This is a genomic window from Pseudodesulfovibrio hydrargyri (genome assembly GCF_001874525.1).
Classification (GTDB): Bacteria; Desulfobacterota; Desulfovibrionia; order Desulfovibrionales; family Desulfovibrionaceae; genus Pseudodesulfovibrio; species Pseudodesulfovibrio hydrargyri.
Window position 1 is genome coordinate 601,233 of the sequence record NZ_LKAQ01000001.1, and the last position, 22,835, is coordinate 624,067.

Sequence of the window (22,835 nt, forward strand, 5' to 3'; positions counted from 1 at the left end):
TCTTTATTGCTGGTCGGTCCAATGTTCTACCCGTCAACTCCCTTAAAGCCAAGCGCAACGATGAAGATCTCCTTGCTCTCGGACCGGGAACTGTACGGTTTGAAATTCTTTATCTTCCCGAAATACGGACGGATCGTATCCCGGTAGTCGTTGATCTCGCCGCCCTCGAAGATCTTCACCGCGAAGTTGCCGCCCTTCTTGAGGTATTTGAGCGCCACCTCGAAGGCCCGCTCGCACAGCTCGAGCGAATTGGCCTGGTCCGCGAACTTGATTCCGGTTGTCTTGGGGGCCATGTCGCTGATAATGACGTCGAACGGCGCGAGCGGCTCCATGGCCTCGAGCAGTTCGGGCGAGTCCGAGAACACGTCCGCCTGCAGGAAGGTGATGTTGTCCGCAAAGGTGTGCTTGGTGGTCTGCAGGTCCACGCCGAGCACCCTCCCCTGCGGACCCACCCGCTCTCCGGCGAACTGGGTCCAGGAGCCCGGGGCCGCGCCCAGGTCGAGCACGGTCTGGCCGCTCTTGAAGATGTGGAACCGTTTGTCCATCTCCTTGAGCTTGTAGACCGAGCGGGCGGCGTAATTTTCCTTTTTGGCCCTTTTGAAGTATTTGTCCTGGTACTGTTTCATGGTATCGCTCCGTCAATGCGGCGTGGAGCGCTTAGTAGCCGAATCCGCCGGAAAAGCCAAGTGAACAACGTGCCCAGACCCCGACATATATCCATCCGCGACGAACTCGGCCTGGCCAAGTCCATGCCCGCCGACAAAAGCCACTTCGAATGGCGGGTCAATCCCGCTCTCGACGAGGCCCCGGTGATCTTTCTCGGCCTCGGCCCGGAGCCGGACAAGATCCCGGAATGGTTCGACCTCCCGGACAACGAGACATTCTTCTACTTGGACACCCCGGACTTCACCGGCCAGATAGACGGCTGGCTCGACCGCGTGCCCGCCAACTTCCGGCCCATGGCGCCCGAGAACTTCACCGTGGCCTCGTCCGCCCGCGCCCACGTGGTCCGCTACCTGCCCGCGCAGAAGGCGTTCCCGTCCTTCTACGGCCCGCTGACCGCCCGGCTGACCCTGGCCGACCGGCCCCGGCCGAGGCTGACGCGCACCGTATGGCTGCCCGTGGACAACGACGCCCTGCTCGTCGAGGAGCTGGCCCGCGCCTTTGCGGACGCGGGCTGGCGGGTGGTCCGCATCGACCACGAGTCCCTGGGCAAACATCCCGGCAGGGTCCTGCCCGACTACCTGCAGGAGGGCGTCCCGGACCTCTTCTTCTCGATCAATTTCCGGGGGCTCGACCACTTCGGCCTGGGCCAGGCCATCCTGCGCGAGGCCGGGGTCAAGGTGGCGGTCTGGATGGTGGACAACCCGTTCAATCTGCTCACCGCGGTCAAGACCGAGGCGTGGCGCGAACTCAGCCTGTTCGTCACGGACCACAGCTTCATCGGCCCGCTCATCGAAAACGGCGCCCGGCGGGTGACCCACCTGCCCCTGGCCGCCTCGCCGGCCTTGTTTCAAAGCGGCGGGACGCTTCCGGACCACGCCCGGGATATCGAGGGCAAACTCATTTTCGTGGGCCGCTCCCAATTCCCGGACCGGGAAAAATTCTTCGCGGGCGAGACCGTGCCCGAGGACGCCGCCGCATTGGTCACGGACGCCACCGGTCCCACCCGATTCGACTACCACTGGTGGCGCGAGCGGCTGGGCATTGCGCCGCTCTGGCCGGGCAACCGGGTCCGGGCCGTGGGCGCGGGGGCGGAGTTCGCCTCCAACCTCTGGAAAAAGCGCTGCCTGAACGCGGCGGGCCGGATCACGATATTCGGCGACGACGGCTGGAAGGACTTGGACGCCCCGGACGCGGACGTCCGCCCGGTGGTGGACTACTACGCCCACCTGCCCGCCCTGTACCGGACGGCGGGCGTGGTCCTCAACGTCACCGGCATGCAGCTCCCGGCCGGGCTGAACCAGCGCAACTTCGACGTCTGGTGCGCGGGCGGATTCCTGCTGACGGACACCCACCCGGGCCTGCGGATTTTCCCGGACGAACTGGTCGAGCCCGTCGCCTATTCCCGGCCCGCCGACATCCACGACATGGTCATCCGCCGCCGCGAACGGAGCCCGGAAAACCGCGCCCTGCGCCGCGCCTGGCGGGAATGCATCCTCAGGGACCACACCTACGCCAACCGGGTGGAAACCATTTTCAGGGCAATGAATCTTTTATCCGCTCAAAAGGCTTGAGCTTCACTCCGAAAAGCGTTAACTACCCTCCACCAACGGGGACGTAGCTCAGCTGGGAGAGCACTGCCTTCGCAAGGCAGGGGTCGAGAGTTCAAATCTCTTCGTCTCCACCAAGAATACTGAAAGCCCCGCCGTGATCAGCACGGCGGGGCTTTTTTCCATTCCAGCTTCGGCTTCTAGTACGTGAAGTTCCGTTCCATGATCTTCCGGTAGACACCGTTTTCCTTGAGGGTGTCGAGGGCGTTCTGCCATTTTCGGATGGTCTCGTCCGGGACGTCCAGGGAAAAGGCGAGCCAGGCGGCGGAGTCGCCGAACTTGCAGCCCGTGCGCTCGAAATCGGCGGGGTTGAGACCGGCCTTCTTGACCATATAATAATAGGTGCGCTCGCCCATGAGCACAAGGTCCACGCGGTCCTCGACAAGCTTCATGTAGCTGGACTGGTAGGTCGGGCCCACGTCGAGGTTGGTGAACCCCATGGCGGCCAGGGCCTGGTGGGTGTAGCCGTCCTTGCGCACGGCGATGCGCTCCACCCGGCGCGCGTCGTCCAGGTTCTCGACCCGCAGGGCTGACCCCCGGTGTTTGAAGAAATAATCCCCCTCGCCGAAGATCGGGCCGACCCACTTGAAAAGCTTTTCCCGCTCCGGGATGCGTACGATGGCGAACAGTCCCTGCATGGGCAGTTTCTGCGCCTGCTCATACCCGCGCAGCCACGGCGTATCCTTCAGCGGACTGTCGTCGCCGACGATCTTCTGAATCTCGAGAACCACTTCCGGGGCCACGCCCCACAATTTATCCTGATCGGCGTAGACCAACGGCGGGTAGACGATTGCCTGCATGTTGAACTCGCCGCAGAAGGCCGCAGCCGACACAAACAGCGTAAGGCATATAGCCGGTACGATTGTCTTGCGCACAGATTCTCCCGCGTAGATGCAATATGTGGCAACATCATATACGAGACGTTAGGCACTGTCCATTATTGACTGAAGGCACCCGGCAACCCACGGGTTTTCATTCCGCCCCCGGGCTGGATCGACTCAGGACAGCCCCCCCGTCCCGGCCGAGGCGCATAACTTTTTCATGAAAATCAAACATATCAAGCCCAAACGAAAGCGGCTTTTTGATGACTTCCCGCAGGGAATGGGCTAAACCCGAAATAAGATTCATTGTTGCATCAGAACCGGCAGGAGTACGGCGTGTCCGACACCAATCCCGTGGATATCCCTTTCCATTCCATCCTCAACCGGCTCGACGTCGCGGCCCTGGCAGCCGATTCGTCCGGGCTCATCGCCTATGCCACGCCGTGCGCGGAACAGACCTTCGGCTTCGGCCCGGGGCGCATGCACGGCCTGCCCATGGCCGAAGTCCTGCCCTACGCCGTTGTCAACGGCGATACGGGGGACGGCGAGGCGGCCGCGCGCGTGAAGCTGCCCGACGGCACCCTGAACGCGGTATCGCGCAGCCCCATCGTCCTGAACGGCGAGACCGTGGGCAACCTGCTGACCCTCCATCCCGAGCCGGGCCCGGACAAGGTGGCCCGGTCCGAAACCTACCGCACCCTGGCCGAGCACATGGAGGCGGTCTTCAACGCGTCCAGCGACGGCATCTGGCTGACCGACGGCCACGGCGTGGTCCTGAACATCAACACCGCGTCCGAGAGCCTCAACTCCATTTCGGCGGACGAGGTTGTCGGCAGGCCCGTGGCCACTCTGGTGGAGAACGGGACCATAGACCGGTCCGCCACCCTGGAGGTGCTGCGCAAGAAACGCCGGGTCTCGGTCCTGCAGGAGGTCACCCGCACCGGGCGGCAGCTCATCGTCACAGGCACGCCGACCTTCGACACGGACGGCAACATCCGGCTGGTGGTCCTGAACGAGCGGGACATCACCGACCTGAACGAATTGCGCACCACCCTGGCCCAGACCCGCAAGGCCAAGGAAAAGGCCGAGGCCGAACTGACCGGCATGTCGCTCATGGAGCTCAAGAAGAGCCGCGTGGTGGCCGAGAGCCCGGCCATGCGCAAGGCCATGGCCACGGCTCAAAAGCTGGCCCAATTCGAGACCTCGGAGATCCTGCTCACGGGCGATTCCGGCACGGGCAAGGGGCTGCTGGCCAAGTTCATCCACGACACCAGCCCCAGGCGCGGCAAGCCGTTCATCCAGGTCAACTGCGCCACCCTGCCCGAAACCCTGTTCGAGGCCGAGCTGTTCGGCTATGAAAAAGGGGCCTTCACCGGCGCGTCCGAACAGGGCAAGTCCGGCCTGTTCGAACTGGCCTCGGGCGGGACCTTCTTCCTGGACGAGGTGGGTGAAATCCCCCTGGACATGCAGGCCAAGCTGCTCAACTGCCTGGACGACCATATTTATTATCCGCTGGGCGCGAGCAAGCCCAAGCGCATGGACTGCATCATCGTGGCCGCCACCAACCGCGACCTTGAGGCCCAGGTGCGCAAGCAGGCCTTCCGCCGCGACCTGCTCTACCGGCTGAACACCTTCACCGTGCGCATCCCGCCACTCCGGAAACGACCCGAGGACGTATTCGAGTTGATCAACCACTACCTCAAGCAGTTCAACGCGGCCTTCCGCACGACCAAGCGCATCGGCCCGGCGGGCATGAAGCTGCTTCAGTCATACCCCTTCCCGGGAAACGTCCGCGAACTCATCGGCATCATCAAGAAGGCCGTGGTCATCGGCGAGGACGACTTGCTCGACGACTACCTGAGGGACCTCTTCGACCACACCGAGGACGCCGTGACGGAGAACGGCACCCTGCCCGAGGAAGTGGCCAGGCTGGAGCGCCGCATGCTCCGCCAAGCCATGGAGGCATGCTCCAACACCCGCGAGATGGCCGGATTCCTCGGCGTCAGCCAGCCCACCGTGGTGCGCAAGATGCAACGCTACAAGCTGAACAATTTGTGATTCACATTTGAATCGCCTCAATTCGCAAAACAGCACTTTTAACAGTATTGTCATTTTCTCCATTTTATTAACGGAGGCGAAGACGGTGTCTGACTTTTTTGCAACGCGAAGGCCATTTTCAGCCCCCTCATGCCCGTTTGGCAAAACCGCCAAGTCATAATTGTTAAATTCTGATTTGATTCAATTTTAAATCGCACATTTATTCATTAAAACCAGCATATTACAAAAAATTGCTGATTTAATTTTGAATCAACCGGAAAACCGGCCTCCGCTAAGCATTTAATTTAACTATTCGAAATAAAACAACTAACATAAGTAGGATCGGCGTTTGCTGTAGGAAAGACGGTTTTCGACTTCAACTCTTACAATACATTTGGTGGATACATCATGACCAACAAGGAACTGCAACAGAGGAGAGAGGCGGCCGTCCCCAGGGGAGTCTCCAACGCCGGTCCCATCTTCGCCGCCAGCGCCAAGGGCGCGACCGTCACGGACGTGGAAGGCAAGGAGTTCATCGACTTCGCGGGCGGCATCGGGGTGAACAACGTGGGCCACTGCCACCCCAAGGTGGTCGAGGCCATTCGAGAACAGGCGGGCAAGCTGCTGCACTCCTGCTACCACGTCTTTCAATATGAAGGTTACGTGGCCCTGGCCGAGAAGCTCAACGCCCTGACCCCCGGTGACCACGCCAAGAAGACCGTCCTGGTCAACTCCGGGTCCGAGGCCGTGGAAAATGCGGTCAAGGTCGCCCGCAGGGCCTCGGGCCGCCCGGCCATCGTGGCCTCGGCCTCCGGCTTCCACGGCCGCACCCTGCTGGCCTCCACCCTGACCGCCAAGGTCATGCCCTACAAGGCCGGGTTCGGGCCCTACGCCCCCGAGGTCTACCACATCCCCTACGCCTACTGTTACCGCTGTCCCGTGGGCAGCTCCTACCCCGGCTGCAAGATGCAGTGCGCCGAGCTGCTGAAAAAGAGCTTCATTGACATGGTCAACCCCGAGAGCGTGGCCGCCGTGATCCTGGAGCCCGTGGCCGGCGAGGGCGGCTTCGTGGTCCCGCCCAAGGAATACTTCCCGCGCATTCGGGAAATCTGCGACGAGTTCGGCATCCTGTTGATCATCGACGAGGTCCAGTCCGGCATCTGCCGCACCGGCTCCCTGTTCGCCATCGAGCAGTGGGACGTGGTCCCGGACCTGCTGACCTCGGCCAAGTCCCTGGGCGGCGGCACGGTCATCTCGGCCTGCACCGGCCGGGCCGAGCTGATGGACGCGCCCCAGGTGGGCGGCCTGGGCGGCACCTACGGCGGCAACCCGGTGAGCTGCGCCGCGGCCCTGGCCGTGCTCGACGTGGTCGAGAGCGAAAACCTGGTGGCAAAATCGCAGGCCCTGGGGACCAAGGTCCGCTCCGCCTTCGAGGATATGGCCAAGAAATACGACTGCATCGGCGACGTGCGCGGCCTGGGCTCCATGCTGGCCCTGGAACTGGTCCACGACAAGGCGGCCAAGACTCCGGCCCCGGACATCGCCAAGGCGCTGGTCGCCAAGTGCCGCGAGAACGGGCTGATCATCCTGTCCTGCGGCCATTCCGGCAACGTCATCCGCACGCTCATGCCGCTGGTCATCAGCGACGCCGAGCTGGAAAAGGGCATGTCCGTCCTGGAAACGGCCTTTGCCGAAGTGGCCAAGGGGTAGCGATCGGTGCAAGGAATTCACGGGCGCATACTCTTCATCGACGTCACCGAGCGGTCGTTCTCCATCGAGCCGCTCGGGGACGCCGGCCTGCCCCTGCCCGGGGGCAAGGCGTTGGGTACGCGCCTGCTCCTTGAACACAATCCGGCCGGGGTGGATCCGCTCTCCCCGGACAACCGGCTGGTCATCGCCACGGGCCCGTGCTGCGGCACGTCCGCCTGGGGCTCCAGCCGCTACGGCGTCTTCTCCAAGTCGCCGCAGACCGGCTTCTACGCGGAATCCTACTCCGGGGGCAAAACCCCGGAGGCCATCGACCGGGCCGGTTTCGACGCCATCGTCGTGACCGGCGCGGCCGATGCGCTGACCGTCCTGGCCGTCCACCCGGACGGCTGCGATTTTCACGAAGCCCCGCAGCTAAAGGGGCTCGAGACCTACGCCGCCGAAGACGCCCTGATCCAGGACTACGCCCCCAGGGGCGAGGGCTTTGGCCGTCCCGGGGCCATGGTCATCGGCCCGGCGGGCGAGAACCTGGTGGCCTTCTCGGTCATCGAGAACGACTACTGGCGCAGCGCCGGACGATGCGGCCTGGGCGCGGTGCTCGGCGCAAAGAAAATAAAGGGACTGGTCTTTGCCGGGGACCGCAAGCGCCGGGTCGCCGACCCCGAGGGACTGAAGGCCTTCGCCGGGGAATTCCGCGACGCCCACGGCGACTCCCCGGCGGTCAAGGCGTACCGCGCGCGGGGCACCACCCAGATGGTCGCCCTGATGAACACCGTGGGCGCGTTCCCGAGCCGCTACTGGTCGGCCGGGACCTGCGACCACTGGGAGCGCATCAGCGGCGACGTCTTCCACGAGCAGCACGAGGTCACGCCCCACGCCTGCCTGAAGTGCTTCATGGCCTGCGGCCGCAAGGCGCGCATCATCAGCGGCCCACACAAGGGACTGACCCTCGAGGGACCGGAGTACGAGACCATCTACGCCTTCGGCGGGCTGTGCATGGTCCGCAACATCGACGAGATCGCCCACCTGAACGACCTCTGCGACCGCCTCGGCCTGGACACCATCTCGGCGGGCAACCTCTGCGCCATGGTCGCCGAGGCGTCCAGCCAGGGCCGCCTGGACGCGCCCCTGACCTACGGCGACGCGGCCACCATCGCCGCTCTGCTGGAGCAGATCGCGAACCGCGAGGGGCTGGGCGACGTCCTGGCCGACGGCATCGCCAGGGGCGCGGACAAACTCGGCCTGTCCGACATGGCCGTGCACGTCAAGGGGCTGGAACCGGCCGGCTACGATCCCCGCGTGCTCAAGGGCATGGGCTTGACTTACGGGACCTCCCCACGCGGGGCCTGCCACCTGCGAACCACTTTTTACAAGGCCGAGCTGTCCGGGATGATCCCGTCGGACGCCGTGGAGGGCAAGGCCGACCTGCTCATAGATTTCGAGGACCGGCTGGTCGTGTTCGACTGCCTGATCCTGTGCCGCTTCTACCGCGACATGTACGACTGGGCCGCCCTGGTCCGCTTGCTCGCCCTGGTCACCGGGGAACCATGGGATGAACCGTCCCTGCGCCGGGCAGCGGCCCGCGTGGTGGACGACACCCGGCGATTCAACGTCCGCGAGGGGCTGACCCCGCAAGACGACCAGCTGCCCAGGAAACTCCATGAATCCCTGCCCACCGGGCAGGTCATCACCCGGGAGGAGTACGCGCTCCTCCTCAATGAATACTATCGCCTGCGCGGCTGGGATGAATCGGGCGTACCGCCCGTCCCGGCCGCCGAATAGGAGGAAAGATATGACCCTTGAAGCGTATGCCGTCCACAAGAGCTACGGGGATGTACAGGCCCTGAAGAACGTCGATTTGACCGTCCAGAAGGGCGAGCTGTTCACCCTGCTCGGTCCGTCCGGCTGCGGCAAGACCACCCTGCTGCGGATCATCGCCGGACTGGAACAGGCCGACGCCGGCTCGGTCTTCCTCAACGGCCTGCCCATCACCCAGAAGCCCGCCAACGAACGTCCGGTGAACACGGTCTTCCAGAGCTACGCCCTGTTCCCGCACATGACCAACGCGGACAACGTGGCCTTCGGCCTGCGCTCCCAGAAGATCCCGGAGGGCGACATCCGGACCAGGGTGAACAGAATCCTGGAGATGATGGAGCTGACCAATTTCAAGGACCGCTACCCGGACCAGCTGTCCGGCGGGCAGCGGCAGCGCGTGGCCATGGCCCGCGCCCTGGTCTGCGAGCCCGAGCTGCTCCTGCTGGACGAGCCCATGTCCGCCCTGGACGCCAAGCTGCGCACCCAGTTGCAGATTCAGCTGAGGCGGTTGCAGCAGCAGCTGAACAAGACCTTCATCCTGGTCACCCACGACCAGGACGAAGCCCTGACCGTGTCCGACCGCATCGCGGTCATGAAGGACGGCGAGGTCCTCCAACACGGCTCGCCCCGGCAGATCTACGACCGCCCCAACTGCCGCTTCGTGGCCGAGTTCATCGGCACGGCCAACATCCTGGAGGCCGAGCGGCGCAACGACCAGATCATCACCCACGCGGGCAGGCTGACCGTGCCCTCCCCGCCCCAGTGGAAGCGCGGGGCCCTGGTCATCCGGCCCGAGGGCATCGTTTTGCGCGACCAGGAGCCCGAGACCAACGGCGTCCTGGCCACGGTCACGGAAACCTTCTACCGCGGCAACTTCCTGGACATCACTCTGGACCCGGCGGGCCTGCGCATGCGCTGCGCCCCGCACAAGAAACTCCAGGTGGGCGACAAGGTCTGGGTAGAACTGCTCAAGGACGCACTGGTGGCCATCGATGACTAGCGATCAACAACAAGACACCCGCATCTGGTACGGCGAGCTGACCACCCGCTCGGCGTTGCGGCGGCGCGGCCTGCTCCAGGTCTCGCCCGGCCTGTTCTGGATCCTCATCTTCCTGACCGTGCCCGCCCTGGCGCTCATCGCCCTGTCCTTCGCCACGCGCGGCGGCTACGGCGAGATCGAATGGATCTTCACCTTCGAGAATTTCACCCGCCTGGCCGGGTACGGCATGTTCGGCTGGAGCCCGGACTACCTGATCATCCTGGCCCGCTCCCTGTGGGTGGCCTTCGTGACCACCACCATCTGCACGGCGCTGGCCTTCCCGCTGTCCTTCTTCATCGCGAGCAAGCCCAAGACCACCCGGTACGTCTGGCTGACCCTGGTGATCATCCCGTTCTGGACCAACCTGGTCATCCGCACCTACGCCTGGCAGCTGGTCCTTTCCCCGGACCTGCCCATCGCCAAGTTCGCGGCCGCCCTCGGGCTGATCCCGGAGGGCAGCCCGCTCTACCCGTCCGAGTTCGCCGTGTACCTGGGCATGATCTCCGCCTTCCTGCCCTTCGTGGTCCTGCCGCTCTATTCCAGCGTGGAAAAGCTCGACTGGTCCCTGGTGGAGGCGGCCTTCGACCTCTACTCCAACCGGCGGCGGGTGTTCATGCAGGCCATCCTGCCCCAGACCCTGCCCGGCCTGTCCGTGGGGGCCATCCTGACCTTCGTCCCGGCCATGGGCATGTTCCTCATCCCGGACTTTCTGGGCGGGGCCAAGTACATGCTGGTCGGCAACCTGATCCAGCAGCAGTTCGGCAAGAGCCGCGACTGGCCGTTCGGCGCGGCGGTCTCCCTGGCCCTGATGGTCCTGACCCTGGTCGGCCTGTTCGTGTTCCGGCGCAAGGGCGAAAAGATGGAGGTCATCTAAGATGCAGGCGCAACGCAAGCCGATCCTGGTCCCGGCCGTGGCCCTGGGGACCCTGGCCTTCCTGTACATCCCGCTCATGGCCGTGGCCTCGTTCTCGGTGAACGATTCCCGCTTCGGCCTGGCCTGGCAGGGATTCACCTGGAAGTGGTACCTGGAGCTCTTCCGCAACGAGCAGATTCTGGAAGCCGTGGGCAACACCCTGCTCCTGGGGCTGGTCTCCACGGTCATCGCCACGGTGGTGGGCACGGCCCTGGCCATCGGCATGAGCCGGTTCCCGTGGTCCAAGAAGACCTCGGCCTTCTTCGAATTCAACCTGTACATGCCGGTCATCACCCCGGAGATCGTGTTCGCGGGCGCGCTGGTCATCGCCTTTGCCTCCCTGCGCTACTTCTCCTCGGCGTTCGAGCCAGGCATGCTGAACATGATTATCGGCCACGTGACCTTCCAGGTGGCCTTCGTGGCCCTGGTGGTCCGCTCGCGCCTTGCGGCCTTCAACAACGAGATCGAGGAGGCCTCCCACGACCTCTACGCCACCAACTGGTACACCCTGCGCAAAGTCATCCTGCCCATGCTCACCCCGGGCATCGTGTCCGGAGCCATGCTCGCCTTCACCCTGTCGCTGGACGACTTCATCATCAGCTTCTTCACGGCCGGGCCCACCTCGGTGACCCTGCCGCTCTACATATACGCGGAAGTGCATCGCGGCATCACGCCGAAGATCCACGCCCTGTCCACGGTCGGTCTGCTGGTGACCATCGTCCTGGTCATCACCTCCCAAAAAATATCAAACAGTTTCAGTGAAAAGGAGAGAGATGATGCGTAAACTGCTGCTGGCCATCCTGATGGTCCTGGTCATGGTGCCGTCCGCGTTTGCGGCGGAGGAAATGCGCCTGCTCATCTGGAGCGAATACATGCCCGAGGATTTCCTGACGGATTTCGAGCACGACACGGGCATCAAGGTGCGCGTGGAGTACTACGAATCCATGGAGGAAATGGTCGCCAAGCTCCAGGCGGGCGGCAAGAACCAGTATGACGTGGTCGTCCCGTCCGACTACATCATCCCGGCCATGATCAAGCTGGACCTGCTCAAGGAGCTCGACCACTCCAAGCTGCCCAACCTGAAGAACCTCGAGGCGACCTTCATCAACCCCGCCTGGGACGACGGCAACAAGTACACCGTGGCCTACCAGTGGGGCACCCTGGGCATGATGTACCGCAAGGACAAGCTCAAGGACTTCGACGGCTCCTGGTCGGTCATGTTCGACCCCGAGAAGCGCCAGGGCGCGTTCATTTTCGTCGACTCCATCCGCGAGATGCTCGGCTGCGCCCAATGCGCCATGGGCATGGACGTGAACACCACCGAGAAGGCGGACCTCAAGAAACTCCTCGACACCATGCTTGAGGCCAAGAAATCCAAATACTTCGCCGGATTCGACGTGGGCACCGGCGGCCGTTCCAAGGTCGTGGCCGGAACGGCCGTGGCCGCCATCGTGTACAACGGCGACGCCCTGCGCGCCGTGGCCGACAACCCGGACACCTGCGGGTTCGTGAACCCCACGGAAGGGACCATCGGCTGGGTGGACAACATGTCCATTCCCATCGGTGCCCCGCACCCGGACCTGGCCTACGCTTTCATCAACTGGGTGCTCGAGCCCAAGGTCGGCGCCAAGCTGTCCAACTGGACCCAGTACGCCACCCCGAACGAGGCGGCCTACCCGTACATCACCCCCGAGGACTTCAAGAACCCGGCCATCTATCCGGAGAAGTCCTACATGCCCAAGATCCAGTTCATCAAGGACCTGGGCAACGAGAACAAGATGTACGACCAGATCTGGACCATGGTAAAGACCCGTTAATCCTTCAACCCGGCGGCCGGGGGACCACACCCCGGCCGCCCTATCCATCATGCTAGACCACTATTTGCTGACGAACGGAAACATCATCACCATGGACGGCCGGGAATCCCGCGCCCAAGCCATGGCCGTGGAAGACGGCCGCATCCTCCGGGTCGGCTCGAACAACGACATGGCCGACCTCGCCGAGGCGGGCTGGCCCGTGACCGATCTTCAAGGCCGGACCGTGCTGCCCGGCTTCATCGACAGCCACCAGCACCTCGGCCTGACCGGCCAGGTCCTGAACGGCATGGACTTCCAGGGGACCGAAAGCCTCAAGACCGTGTTCGACAAGGTCCGGGAGGAGGCTTTGGCCGTCGGGCCCGGGGCCTGGGTCCTCGGCTACACCCTGAACGACTTCTCGCTCAAGGAGAAGCGGATGCCCCTGAAGGAGGAACTGGACGCGGTCTGCGCCGACAAGCCGGTCATGATCGTGCACTCCTCCTGGCACATGTGCTCCCTGAACTCCCTGGCCCTTGAAATTCTGTCCCCGCCCGCCGACCTGCCGGGCATGGACCTCAAACCGGACGGTGAGCCCACCGGCGTGGTCCGCGACCCGGGCGCGCCCGATTTCATCTTCCCGGCCGTGTCCTCGCGCACACCGGGGGAGGTCAAGATCGAGAGCTTCCGCATGGCCTGCGAAGTCGCCCTGAAACAGGGCATCACCACCCTGCACTGCCTGGAGGGCGGCGGCTTCGGCCCGGGCGACACCCGCTTCGTCCTCGACAACCTGGACCGGCTTCCGCTCAACGTGGTCCTCTGGAACCAGGTCATGGACGTGGAAGAGACCGTGGGCATGGGGCTTCCCCGCATCGGCGGGTGCATCTGCGCGGACGGGGCCATCGACGCCTACACCGCGGCCCTGTTCGAGCCCTACTGCGACCGGCCCGGCAATCGCGGCACCCTGAACTACACCCAGGAGGAGATGGACGAATTCGTCCTCAAAGCCCACAAGGCGGGCCTCCAGGTGGCCGTTCACTGCGAGACCGACAGGGCCATCGAACAGGTCCTGTCCGCCATGGAAAAGGCCATCGCCGCTTTCCCGCGCGACGACCACCGCCACCGCATCGAGCACTGCGAAATCCCGACCGTGGACCAGGTGGAACGCATGGGCCGGGCAAAGATTCTCGCGGGCATGCAGCCCGCCTTCATCCACTACCTGGTGGACATGGAAGACTACGAAAAGCGCTTCGGCTGGGACCGGCTGCGCTGGATGCACCCCTACCGGACCATGCTCGACAACGGCGTGATCATGACCGGCGGCTCGGACTGCCCGGTCACCCCGCACGGCCCGCTCGTCGGCATCCAGACCGCCGTGCTCCACCCCATCGAGGAGGAGCGCCTGACCCCGACGGAAGCCATCCGCATGTTCACCATCGACGCCGCCTACAGCGCCTTTGACGAGGCCAACCGGGGCAGCATCGAACCGGGCAAGATCGCCGACCTGGTGATTCTGAGCGCCGACCCGACAGAGGTTCCCCCCGAGTCCATCCGCGAGATCAAGATCGTCAAGACCATCGTGGAAGGCAAACCGGTGGATGATCCCAGGGACGGGCCCGAGGCCTGACCGCCTCCATCCCCATGACCAAAGTCCCGAAGCATCACCAGAAAAAACCGGAGTGGAATCATGACCCGTAACATCGACGAAGCGTTTAAAGAAGCAACTGAATTCATTGATATTATCAAAAAGCCCGTGGGCACCGTCTCCCTGGAGGAGCGGCGCAAAATCGCCACCGAGACCGTGGAGAACTTCCGCGACTACATCAACAAGGGCTTTCTGGAGTACCGCAAGTCCGTGACCGAGGCGGGCGAGTTCGCCGTGACCGAATGGATGGGCCAGGGGTCCATCCTCAAGGACGCCCTGGACCGCGAATTCATCGACATCCTCGGCGGGTTCGGCCTGTACAGCTACGGCATCCGCCACCCCAAGATCGTGGAGGCGGTCAAGGCCCAGCTGGACCGCTCGCCCCAGTACTCCCAGGAGATGCTCGACCCCCTGCGCGCCAAGCTCGCCCGGGTCATCGCCAAGCTGACCCCGGGCGACATCCAGTACGGCTTCTTCGCCAACTCCGGCACCGAGGCCGTGGAAGGGGCCATGAAGCTGGCCAAGTTCTACACCGGCAAGAAGGGCTTCATCTCCATGCTCAAGGGTTTCCACGGCAAGACCCTGGGTTCCCTGTCCCTGATGGGCAAGAACGACTACCGCGCCCCGCTGCTGCCCCTGCTCGAAGGCATGCGCCACGTGCCCTTCGGCGATGTCGAGGCCGTGGAGCATGAACTCAAGTACGCGGCCGCCGTGGGCGACGACATCGCCGCCGTGGTGGCCGAACCCATCCAGGGCGAGGCCGGGGCCATCGTGCCGCCGGACGACTTCTGGCCCGGCCTGCGCCAGGTCTGCGACAAGTACGGCGTGCTGCTCATCGCCGACGAGGTCCAGACCGGCTTCGGCCGCACGGGCAAGATATTCGGCGTGGACCACTGGGACGTGGCCCCGGACATCATGTGTTTCGGCAAGGCGCTGGGCGGCGGCGTGGTGCCCATGTCCGGCTTCTTCTCCACCCCCAAGATATGGGAGGTCATGGAGCCCAACCCGTTCATGCACACCACCACCACGGGCGGCAACCCCATCGCCTGCGCCTCGGCCCTGGCCGCCATAACGGTCATGCACGAGGAGAACCTGCCCGCCCAGGCCGCCGAAAAGGGCGAGTACGTCATGAACCGCCTGCAGGAACTGTCCGAGCGCCACCCCGGCATCCTGGACAAGGTCACCGGCAAGGGCTTGCTCATCGGCATGCACTTCGTGGACGACGAGATCGGCTACCACGTGGCGTCGGGCCTGTTCGCGCGCGGCGTGATCACCGCCGGAACCCTGACCAACGCCCGGTGCATCCGCTTCGAGCCCGCCCTGAACATCCCCATGGAACTGCTTGACGAGGCCCTGAACAAGATGGAAGACGTCTTTAAATCGCTGCCCAGCAGCTAAGGAGGATTCCCATGAACGCGACAGACATGAAGCTTTGGATCAACGGCCAGTGGACCGACGCTGCCGACGGCGGTCGGGTGGAAGTGGAGAATCCCGCGACCGGCGAGACCGTGGCCACCGTGGCCGAGGCCGGGGAAAAGGACGTGCTCAAAGCCGTGGCCGCGGCCAAGACCGCATTCGACGACGGCCGCTGGTCCGGACTGACACCGGCCCAGCGCTCCAAGTGTTTGTGGAAGCTGGCCGACCTGCTGGAAAGCCGCAAGGAGGAGTTCGCCCGCATCGAGTCCGAGGACACGGGCAAACCTTACGAATTCCTCAGCCTGGGCGCGGACCTGCCGTTCTGCATCGACAACCTGCGCTTCTTCGCCGCGGCCGCGCGCGACACCGGGGGCCACCACGCGGGCGAGTTCGCTCCGGGGTACACCTCCATCTACCGCCGCGACCCGGTGGGTCCGGTGGGCCAGATCGCCCCGTGGAACTACCCCCTGCTCATGGGCGTGTGGAAGCTCGGCCCGGCCCTGGCCGCGGGATGCACCGCCGTGCTCAAGCCCGCCACCCTGACCCCGCGCACCTCGCTCATGCTCGGCGAAATGACCGCCGAGGCGGGCATCCCGGACGGCGTGGTCAACGTGGTCGCGGGCTCGGTGGGCCACATCCTGACCAGCCACCCGGACATCCGCATGGTCTCCCTGACCGGGGCCACCGAGACCGGCAAGTCGGTCATGAAGAGCGCGGCCGACACGGTCAAGCGCGTGCACCTGGAGCTGGGCGGCAAGGCCCCGTGCCTGGTCTTCAGCGACGCGGACATCGACCTGGTGGCCGAGAAGCTGTCCGTGGCCGCCTTCTGCAACTCCGGCCAGGACTGCACCGCCGCGACCCGGATCATCTGCCACAAGTCCGTTGAAAAGCAGGTCTGCAACGTCATGGCCGAGGCCATGAAGAAGGTCGTGGTCGGCGATCCCTTCGATTCCAAGACCATGATGGGCTCCATGATCTCCGGCCGCCACCTGGAGATGGTCTCCGGCTTCGTGGAGCGCGCCAGGGCCGACGGGGCCACCGTGCTCTGCGGCGGCCGGAAGCTCGACCGGCCAGGCCATTTCTACGCGCCCACGGTCGTCACCGACGTGCGCCAGGACTCCGAGATCGTCCAGCAGGAGGTCTTCGGCCCGGTCATCACCATCCAGACCTTCGACGACGAGGCCCAGGCCATCGCCATGGGCAACGACGTGGTCTTCGGCCTGGCGTCGTCCGTGTTCACCAGGGACGTGGCCCGGACCATGCGCGTGTCCAAGGCGCTGGAATTCGGCACCGTGTGGGTCAACGACCACCTGCCCCTGGCCTCCGAGACCCCGCACGGCGGCTTCAAGCAGTCCGGTTTCGGCAAGGACCTGTCCGCCGAGGCCGTGGGCGACTACCTGGTGACCAAGCACGTGATGATCAACACCGGGGCCTAGACGGGCCCCGGCAGAAACATTCAACCTCCTGCCCTTGAGGCAGACCGAGAGAGACATGGCGAACACCCCCGTTACCCCCATCCGCGTCCCGGTCCGCGCACCGGCCTGCGACGGGCTGTACATGCCCGGCGAATGGGCCGAACACGAGGCCACCTGGATGATCTGGCCGTGCAAACCGTCGGCCTGGCCGTTCGGCCTGGACAAGCCCCGGCGCGCCTATGCCGAGGTGGCCAAGGCGATCAGCCGGTTCGAGCCGGTCCGCATGATGTGCCGCCCCGAGCTCATGGACCAGGCCCAATCCCTGTGCGGCGACGCCGTGACCCTGGTGCCCATGGACACCCGCGACTCCTGGTCGCGCGACTCGGCCCCGACCTTCGTCATCGACGGCAAGGGCGGCGTGGCCGGCGTGGACTGGGTCTTCAACGACTGGGGCCACATCGCCCGGTACGAGGGCAAATACGACGAGCCCATGGCCCAGGCCGTGCTCGAGCACCTGTCCATGCGCCGCTACGCCGCGCCCTGCATCATCGAGGGCGGGGGCATCCACTCGGACGGCGAGGGCACCCTGCTGACCACCGAACAGGTCCAGCTCGATCCCCGGCGCAACGCGGGCTTCACGAAAAAGGACTTCGAGGACGTCTTCGCCGCCTACCTGGGCACGGAAAAGGTCATCTGGCTCGGCGACGGGCTGGAGGACGACGAGACCAACGGCCACGTGGACATTCTGGCCTGCTTCGTCAGGCCCGGCGTGGTCATGGTCCACGACTGCACCGACCCGGACGACGCCAACCACAAGGTCTCGCAGGACGCCATAAAACGCCTCGAAGCAGCCACGGACGCGCGCGGCCGGTCGTTTGAGATCATCCGCATGCCCCAGCCCGCGCCGCGCTACAACGGCGACTGGCGCATGGACCTGACCTACATCAACTTCTACATCGCCAACGGCGGCATCGTCATGTCCTCCTTCGACGACCCCATGGACGAGGTGGCGTACAAGCTGGTGTGCGAGGCCTTCCCCGACCACGAGGTGGTCCAGCTCTCGGGCCTGGACATCTTCCCCGGGGGCGGCGGCATCCACTGCATCACCCAGCAGCAGCCCAAGGGCGGCCCGCTGCCGGTGTTTTAGGAGAAAGCCATGACCAAGACCACCCTGGCCGTCACCCAGATGGCCTGCTCGGACGATCTCGCGGCCAACGTGGACCGGGCCGAATCCCTGGTCCGCGAGGCGGCTGGGCTCGGCGCGAACATCATCCTGTTGCAGGAACTCTTCGAGGGACCCTACTTCTGCAAAAAGCAGAAGTTCGAGTACTTCTCCCTGGCCCACGAGGCGCGGATCGACGACCCGCTCCTGGCCCGGTTCTCCGGCCTGGCCAGGGAACTCGGCGTGGTCCTGCCCGTGTCCTTCTTCGAGCGCGCGGGCAAGGCGTACTACAACTCCATGGCCATGATGGACGCGGACGGCGCATGGCTTGGCCTGTACCGCAAGACACACATCCCGCAGGGACCGGGCTACGAGGAGAAGTACTACTTCGCCCCCGGCGACACCGGCTTCAAGGTCTGGGATACGGCCTTCGGCAAGGTCGGCGTGGGCATCTGCTGGGACCAGTGGTACCCCGAATGCGCCCGGTCCATGGCGCTGATGGACGCGGACGTGCTCCTGTACCCCACGGCCATCGGCAGCGAGCCGACCATGCCGGACTGCGACTCCATGCCGCACTGGCGGCGCACCCAGCAGGGCCACGCGGCCGCCAACATCCTGCCGGTCTGCGCGTCCAACCGCATCGGCGCCGAGACCGACGACGACGTGACCATGACCTTCTACGGCTCGTCGTTCATCACCGACCCCCTGGGCGAACTGCTGGCCGACGCCGACCGGACCACCCAGGGCGTGTCCACCGCCGAGGTGGATTTCGACGAGATCCGCAACTTCCGCACCGGCTGGGGCTTCTACCGCGACCGGCGGCCCGCGCATTACCACACGCTCATGACCCTGGACGGCAAAACGCCGATCAAATAGGAGCCAATATTCCGGAAGGGATGGCACGATTCGCCGCAAGGCCGATCCGGGGCCAAAGCCCGCCATACTGTTTTCATGCATTTCGTGATTGATATTTTATATCCCGACAATACCATTCCACACCATGAATGGCGACGCTCCATACGCTTTGCAATCTTCACACACGAGAGAGGAGTACACATGAAAAGCATCAGTTCAAGGGTTTCGAGACAAACGTTACTATGCGCCTTGACGGCATTCCTGCTGTTAGCGTTTGGCAGCGTATCATATTCAGCCGAGACAAAAAGTTACGCGGAAGGTTTTTCCTTCGGCCAAAGCCACCGCAAGGCCGTTGAGGATAATGTCGGCGCAATGCTGGAAAAAGCCCGCGACAAGCATGTCGACATGCGGCCCGTCATCGAGAGCGCCCTGGAATCCGAAGCGCTCTACAAGGAAATCCTGCCTGAAAAGGTGGACTGGCTGAAAGGCGTCGCGGCGGGTTCCGGAGTTGCCTACGAAAACCTTCTGGTTTTCAACACCAACAACCGAATGGCAACGGGATTCTCCGGAGAATGCACCACGTTCATGGCCCAGGGAAAGGCGCTGGCCTCCGGCAAAGGGACCATCATCACCAAGAACCGCGATCTCGGCACCAAGACGCTCAGCGAAGTCGATTGCCGCGAAGCCGCCGCCCACCCTCGGGGGGCCGTGTACAAGGCCGCCTACATCAACATCCCCGAACAGGAAAAGACCTGCAAATTCATCGGGTCGCGCAGTGCGGGGCGGTGGGGATACGGCATGGGCGTCAACGAATACCAAGTCATCGTGTCGGACAACGACGCCCCCAGCCGGGACACGCTCGCCTTTGAAAAGGGGTTGCACGACAACGACCTTGTCCGGCTGGTCCTGGAGCGGGCCAAGACGGCCCGCCAGGGGGTTGACGTCATCGCCGCCCTGGTCCCCGAATTCGGGCAGGCCTGGAACGGCATCATGTTCGAAATCGGCGACCCCAACGAACTCTGGGTAGTCGCCATCACCGGCCCCCGCTGGGTCGCCAAGCGGTACACGGACACGGTCACCGCCCGATCCAACCAATACGAGATCGGGGACGACTACGACCTGGCCTCGCCCGACCTGGTCGGCTTCGCCGTGAAGCAAGGCTGGGTGCCCGCCGGCACCAAGCGGATCAACTTCACCAAGGTCTATTCCACCGACGAGCTCTACCCCGAGGACAACGACCTGCAAAAACGGCACAAGGCCGAGAGCATGTACAACACCGAAATCCGCTACCAGCGGGCCATGGAATTGCTGAAGGGCAAGGAAGGCAGGCTGCAACCCGAGGATTTCATGGCCTTTGCCCGCGACCACTTCGATACATACACCCTGCCCGGCGGCAAGGTGATCGACATGCACCAGACCCCCTTCTACAGCTCCGGGCAAATGGAGTGGAAGGAGTGGCTGACGTCCGAGCCCGAGCGCGCGACCACGGACAAGAACATGTTCATCCGGGCCATCTGCCATCACGGAGTGGAAGACGCCACCGCAGCCTCGGCAGTGATGATGGCCAGGCCGGGCGTGCCCAACGAACTCGGATACATGCTCCATGCCTTCATGCAGCCGTGCAACTCCGTCTACGTCCCCTTCTATGTAGGCATCACGGACGTGGACAACCGGTTCAAGGGCCCGGAGGCGGCCGCCGCCTACCAGAACATCGCTGCCAGGGCCTTCACCCGCTATACGGATTACCATGCGGTCATCCGCAAGGCCTTCGATCCCTTTGAGGCATCGCTCTTCAAGGACATGGCCCAGGCGGAAGCCCTGTTCATGAAAACCGCCAAGAACGGCCAGCATGACGAAGCCGTTACCGGGCTCACCGACTTTGTCAGGGACAAGAGCATCCAGGCGTTCAACCTGGCCGGCGTCGCCCAAGACAACATCACCAAGGCGGCTGTGGACTCCAGCTCCTGGTAGATCCAACCGTCACCCACCCAAAAGACTCGGCGCGCAATGCAATATTGCGCGCCGTTTTCATTTCCCCAGGGGAAGGATCCAATTAATTCAAGGAAGGATAATTCGCGGTCGGGACCGTCTTACAACAAACACTGCAACCCGCCCATGCACCACAGGCAGTGGCCGCAAGGGATGGTTGCGCCCAGGCAGTCGCAGTCGAAGGGAAGGGGCGCGCCCTTGATGTCGTCGCACGGCACGAAGGGACAGTTGGCGCAATAGGGGTAGTCGTAGGCCAGGACCTGGCGGCGGAAGTCCGCGTAGGCCGCGCCCCGCCAGATGTCCACCAGGTCCTGTTCGCGGATGTTGCCGAACAGCCACGGGCGGATCACTTTCCTGTCGCCGTCCAGGTGGCAGGCGTACTGGTGCCACAGGAACTGGCACGGGCTGACGTCGCCCCGGGAAGTGACGAAGGCCGTGCCGTCCTCCACGAAACGGCAATGCCGCTCGTCCAGGGCCTGAAGCGGCGGCAGGCGCAATTCCATGCCCGCACGCCTCGCCAGGTCTCCGGCCTGGCGGAACAGGTGGGCCAGATGCCGCCCGGCCCCTTCCCGGTTGCGGCGGTCCCATTCGAGCAGGCGGGGCAGATGGACCCACACGCCGGACGCCTCGGCCTCGCCGAGCAGTCCCCGGACCAGTTCGTGCAGCCGCTTTTCGCGGTCGGACTTGACGAACTTCCAGGCCACGCCGTGCTGGCCGTGAAGATCGAGCCCCTCGGCCCGCGCCTTGGCCTGCCACTTTTCGAACAGGGCCGTGGCCGCGGGCGTGTTGGGATTGAACAGGGACTGGTCCTGCATGGCCTGGTCATAGGGCAGCATGTGGGAGACCACGGCGAAGTCCAGGCCGAGTTCTCCGGCCCAGCGGATGACCAGGGGCAATTGGTCGGCCGTGTCGCGCATGAATACGAGTTCCACCCCGAGGCGCAGCGTGCGGCCGTACCGCTCCCCGGCCTCGCGCAGCAGGCGGAAGGCGCGCTCCAGCCGGGCCGAACCGGTCCCGCCGTGCAGTTCGCCGCCGCCGTCGGGCTGCCCGCAGCCGCCCATTTCCAGGGTGTCCACCGAAATGCAGAAAGTGTCCACGCCCGCCTCGACCAGCCGGTCGGCCAGGCTTTCGGTGACCAGCAGCCCGTTGGTCTGGAAGCCGATCCAGCCGGACTCGGGCATGGCCGTGCGGGCGAACGCGGCCATGTCGGCCAGGTCCGGGTTGAGCAGGGGCTCGCCTATGCCGTTCAGGACCAACGCCCGGCACCGGGCCAGGGCCGGGCCCAGCCGGGTGAAGGCCGCCAGGTCGAGATCGGTTTCGGGAATATGGCTGTCCGGGGCGGACTTGACGCACATGGCGCAACGCATGTTGCAGCGCGTGGTCACCTCCACCTGGAGCCTCGACGGAAACGACGGTTCCAGCCCGGGGGCAACGGAAGTCGGGATCGGTTGAAGGCGGTTCATGGTCGGCGGTTCTATCGGGTTGATTCGGGAAAAACGCCTGTATACGGCAAACGGCCGCCGCCGTCGAGAGGCCGCCCGGTACGGCATACGGCCGTCCTAGGAACGGACGGCGCCCGACAGCCCCTCCACCGAGGCGTCAATGAACTCGTCCAGGGTGGGGCCGTCCGACTCGCCGATCAGCCGGTTGACCTCCCGCCCGCCGTGGAACAGCAGGAAAGTGGGCGTGCCCTTGACCGCGAACCGGTCGGTGGCCGTGTCCAGGTAGTCCGTATTGTACAAGAAACACCTGACCGCTCCGCCGTGCGTCCGGCAGGCCGCTTCCAGGACCGCCACCTGGCCGGAGTATTTCTCGTTCCGTTTCAGGAATGCGACGAGGAGCGGCCCGCCCCCGCTCTGCAATTCCATGTCTATGGCTTGTGGCTCGATGATCTTGACCGTACGCATGTTTTCACTCCTCCCCGGGCCGCGAGCGCGGAAGTCCACCGTCCGGGC

18 protein-coding genes and 1 tRNA gene are annotated in these 22,835 nt (G+C 64.5%); 15 read left to right on the forward strand and 4 right to left on the reverse strand.

Annotated features, from left to right (window positions below):
- Positions 1–26: 26 nt before the first annotated feature.
- Positions 27–626, reverse strand: a complete 600-nt coding sequence (locus BerOc1_RS02835) for an RlmE family RNA methyltransferase (protein WP_071544201.1) — start codon at positions 624–626, stop codon at positions 27–29.
- 69 nt (positions 627–695) lie between these two features.
- On the opposite strand from BerOc1_RS02835, the gene BerOc1_RS02840 reads away from it, so the two are divergent.
- Both BerOc1_RS02840 and BerOc1_RS02845 read left to right on the forward strand, forming a co-directional pair.
- Positions 696–2,237: a glycosyltransferase family protein gene (locus BerOc1_RS02840; RefSeq protein WP_165610766.1), complete on the forward strand. Its 1,542-nt coding sequence runs from the start codon at positions 696–698 to the stop codon at positions 2,235–2,237.
- Between the two features lie 37 nt (positions 2,238–2,274).
- Positions 2,275–2,350 (forward strand) — tRNA-Ala (locus BerOc1_RS02845).
- Positions 2,351–2,413: 63 nt separating this feature from the next.
- Here the strand turns inward: BerOc1_RS02845 and BerOc1_RS02850 are convergent.
- Positions 2,414–3,073, reverse strand: a complete 660-nt coding sequence (locus BerOc1_RS02850; RefSeq protein WP_071544499.1) for a substrate-binding periplasmic protein — start codon at positions 3,071–3,073, stop codon at positions 2,414–2,416.
- 357 nt (positions 3,074–3,430) lie between these two features.
- On the opposite strand from BerOc1_RS02850, the gene BerOc1_RS02855 reads away from it, so the two are divergent.
- The 13 genes from BerOc1_RS02855 (at position 3,431) to BerOc1_RS02915 (ending at position 20,862) form a co-directional block, all read left to right on the forward strand.
- Positions 3,431–5,152, forward strand: a complete 1,722-nt coding sequence (locus tag BerOc1_RS02855; protein ID WP_084641020.1) for a sigma 54-interacting transcriptional regulator — start codon at positions 3,431–3,433, stop codon at positions 5,150–5,152.
- 387 nt (positions 5,153–5,539) lie between these two features.
- The gene (gene gabT / locus BerOc1_RS02860; protein WP_071544203.1) at positions 5,540–6,841 is read left to right on the forward strand and encodes a 4-aminobutyrate--2-oxoglutarate transaminase; all 1,302 of its coding nucleotides are present in this window, start codon (positions 5,540–5,542) and stop codon (positions 6,839–6,841) included.
- Between the two features lie 6 nt (positions 6,842–6,847).
- Positions 6,848–8,620: an aldehyde ferredoxin oxidoreductase family protein gene (locus BerOc1_RS02865; protein WP_071544204.1), complete on the forward strand. Its 1,773-nt coding sequence runs from the start codon at positions 6,848–6,850 to the stop codon at positions 8,618–8,620.
- A 10-nt stretch (positions 8,621–8,630) separates the two neighbouring features.
- Positions 8,631–9,653, forward strand: coding sequence for an ABC transporter ATP-binding protein (locus BerOc1_RS02870; protein WP_071544205.1), 1,023 nt, complete (start codon positions 8,631–8,633; stop codon positions 9,651–9,653).
- On the forward strand, positions 9,646–10,566 hold the full coding sequence (locus BerOc1_RS02875) for an ABC transporter permease (protein WP_071544206.1): 921 nt from the start codon (positions 9,646–9,648) through the stop codon (positions 10,564–10,566). The genes BerOc1_RS02870 and BerOc1_RS02875 overlap by 8 nt, the downstream gene beginning before the upstream one ends.
- A 1-nt stretch (position 10,567) precedes the next feature.
- Entirely contained in the window at positions 10,568–11,389 is an 822-nt protein-coding gene (locus tag BerOc1_RS02880; protein WP_071544207.1) for an ABC transporter permease, read from the forward strand.
- Positions 11,382–12,422 (forward strand): polyamine ABC transporter substrate-binding protein, encoded by a 1,041-nt coding sequence (locus BerOc1_RS02885; protein WP_071544208.1) that lies wholly within the window; start codon positions 11,382–11,384, stop codon positions 12,420–12,422. The genes BerOc1_RS02880 and BerOc1_RS02885 overlap by 8 nt, the downstream gene beginning before the upstream one ends.
- 64 nt (positions 12,423–12,486) lie before the next feature.
- A complete protein-coding gene (locus tag BerOc1_RS02890; protein ID WP_165610767.1) occupies positions 12,487–14,025 on the forward strand; it encodes an amidohydrolase in 1,539 nt (512 codons plus the stop codon).
- A 60-nt stretch (positions 14,026–14,085) separates the two neighbouring features.
- Positions 14,086–15,441 (forward strand): putrescine aminotransferase, encoded by a 1,356-nt coding sequence (locus BerOc1_RS02895; RefSeq protein ID WP_071544210.1) that lies wholly within the window; start codon positions 14,086–14,088, stop codon positions 15,439–15,441.
- Between the two features lie 11 nt (positions 15,442–15,452).
- Positions 15,453–16,895: an aminobutyraldehyde dehydrogenase gene (locus tag BerOc1_RS02900; RefSeq protein WP_071544211.1), complete on the forward strand. Its 1,443-nt coding sequence runs from the start codon at positions 15,453–15,455 to the stop codon at positions 16,893–16,895.
- Positions 16,896–16,950: 55 nt separating this feature from the next.
- Entirely contained in the window at positions 16,951–18,021 is a 1,071-nt protein-coding gene (locus tag BerOc1_RS02905) for an agmatine deiminase family protein (RefSeq protein ID WP_071544212.1), read from the forward strand.
- 9 nt (positions 18,022–18,030) lie between these two features.
- Positions 18,031–18,912, forward strand: coding sequence for an N-carbamoylputrescine amidase (gene aguB, locus BerOc1_RS02910; protein ID WP_071544213.1), 882 nt, complete (start codon positions 18,031–18,033; stop codon positions 18,910–18,912).
- Positions 18,913–19,263: 351 nt separating this feature from the next.
- Positions 19,264–20,862, forward strand: coding sequence for a C69 family dipeptidase (locus tag BerOc1_RS02915; protein ID WP_071544214.1), 1,599 nt, complete (start codon positions 19,264–19,266; stop codon positions 20,860–20,862).
- 119 nt (positions 20,863–20,981) lie between these two features.
- Here BerOc1_RS02915 and BerOc1_RS02920 read toward each other — a convergent pair whose 3' ends face one another.
- Positions 20,982–22,343, reverse strand: a complete 1,362-nt coding sequence (locus BerOc1_RS02920; protein ID WP_071544215.1) for a radical SAM/SPASM family putative metalloenzyme maturase — start codon at positions 22,341–22,343, stop codon at positions 20,982–20,984.
- A 96-nt stretch (positions 22,344–22,439) separates the two neighbouring features.
- Positions 22,440–22,787: a thioredoxin family protein gene (locus tag BerOc1_RS02925; RefSeq protein WP_071544216.1), complete on the reverse strand. Its 348-nt coding sequence runs from the start codon at positions 22,785–22,787 to the stop codon at positions 22,440–22,442.
- Positions 22,788–22,835 lie beyond the last annotated feature (48 nt).